At 72.2% G+C, this 1514-nt stretch carries 2 protein-coding genes and 1 pseudogene; 1 reads left to right on the top strand and 2 read right to left on the bottom strand.

Annotated elements, in window-relative coordinates; all coding sequences use genetic code 11:
- Positions 1-250: 250 nt before the first annotated feature.
- Both MCM47_RS40570 and MCM47_RS40565 read right to left on the bottom strand, forming a co-directional pair.
- The gene (locus MCM47_RS40570; protein WP_238861890.1) at positions 251-577 is read right to left on the bottom strand and encodes a hypothetical protein; all 327 of its coding nucleotides are present in this window, start codon (positions 575-577) and stop codon (positions 251-253) included.
- Between the two features lie 160 nt (positions 578-737).
- Entirely contained in the window at positions 738-1319 is a 582-nt protein-coding gene (locus MCM47_RS40565; protein WP_238951812.1) for a polysaccharide deacetylase family protein, read from the bottom strand.
- A gap of 4 nt (positions 1320-1323) precedes the next feature.
- Between MCM47_RS40565 and MCM47_RS40560 the strand changes: the two are divergent.
- Positions 1324-1514, top strand: a pseudogene (locus MCM47_RS40560) (hypothetical protein); the annotation flags it as partial.

Raw genomic sequence — 1514 nt, 5'->3', positions numbered from 1 at the left:
TCCCCGGTGCGCGGGCCGGCCGCGACCGGCCGGGCGGAGGCGGTGCCCCCGGCCCCGAGCGCGCGGTAGGCACCGAAGCCGGCCGCTGCGAGCACCGGCACGACGTGGAGGATCAGCGGTCCGCACGGATCCGGGCGGGCAGCCCGGCGACGGGTGAGGGCACGGCCGCTCCCGGTGTCGAGCCACCGGAACGATCCCAACCGATCGCCGGACTGTCCCGTGCTTCGCCGGAAGTGCTCCTGAACCCGGCTCAGGAGAAGACGACCGAACGCAGCTTGAGCCGGTCACCGAGCTTCTTGCCCGGGTTCATGACGTAGAAGGTGTCGCCGCTGCAGTCGAAGTCGAGGAAGACCGTGGCCGTCGACGCGGTGAGGTTCTGGGGTGCGAACGCGGGGTGTTCCTCCGTCGCACCGAACAGGTTGATGCAGCTGCGGCTCTCCGGGTCGGCGATGCCGGCCGGAACGCCGGGACCGACCTTGTAGAGGAAGTCACCGACCGCCGCGTTCGCGGACGTGGGAACGGCGAGGACGAGGGCGACCGCACTGGCGGCGGCGATCGTGGCGTTGCGCAGACGCATGGGGGATGGGCCTTTCGGGGCGGTGCTCAGCGGCACCGGGAGAATTGGTGCGAGATCACCCTAGAAGCCCGAAAACCGCAGAAACGGTTCTTCCAATCCACTCGTTCGAGTGGTTTAGCCTCCAATCCCGCTACCCACTGCACCCATCCCTCATACACCGTCAGTTCGGTGGCGCTGTGAAGTAGTACCCCGAGTCGATCAGCACCGGCAGGTACGCCTTCAGCGCGGCCACCGTCTGCGACCGGTCCCCGCCGCCGTCGTGGTTGAGCACGATCGCGCCCGGCCGCACGTCCTTGAGGACCCGGTCGGTGATCACGACCGTGCCCGGCCGGGCCCAGTCGCGCGGGTCCACCGACCAGGCCATGTTGCGCATCCCGAGGTCGGCGGCCACCTTGAGCGACGCCGAGGACCAGTCCCCGCCCGGGGCGCGGAACCAGGTCGGCTGCCTCCCGGTGGTGCGGTGCAGCAGGTCCGAGGTGCGCTCCAGCTCGTCGCGGACCTTGCCCTCGGTGAGCTGCCGCAGGTCCGGGTGGGTCCAGGTGTGGTTCGCGATGTGGTGACCCCGGGCGGCGATCTCCCGCACCAGGTCGGGGTGCTGGGCGGCGTTCTCGCCGACCAGGAAGAAGGTGGCCCGGATTCCGTACTGCTCCAGCAGGGAGAGCACGGTCGGGGTGTACCGCGGGTCCGGGCCGTCGTCGATGGTCAGCGCGACCACCCGCTTCTGGCCGTCGAGCTCGTACACCGGCTTGGACTCGTCCGCCGTCAGCACCCGAGGCGCCGCCACCGGCGCGCCCACCGCCGCGGGCGGCGCCGAGGCGGCGGACGACACCGGGGCGGACGGGGGCCCGGACGCCGACGGCGAACCGGCCGGCGGCGAACCGGCCGGCGGCGAACCGGCCGATGACGGCGGCCCGGAGGCGGGGCCGGGAGCGGCCCC

Source organism: Kitasatospora sp. A2-31, assembly GCF_022288725.1.
In the GTDB taxonomy this organism is placed as follows: Bacteria; Actinomycetota; Actinomycetes; order Streptomycetales; family Streptomycetaceae; genus Kitasatospora.
Note: the sequence above shows the minus strand (reverse complement) of the source record. Positions and strands in the feature narration are given on the sequence as shown.

Coding starts and splice junctions, on each gene's coding strand:
- MCM47_RS40570 (WP_238861890.1), bottom strand. CDS start 577: ATGCGTCTGCGCAACGCCACGATCGCCGCCGCCAGTGCGGTCGCCCTC.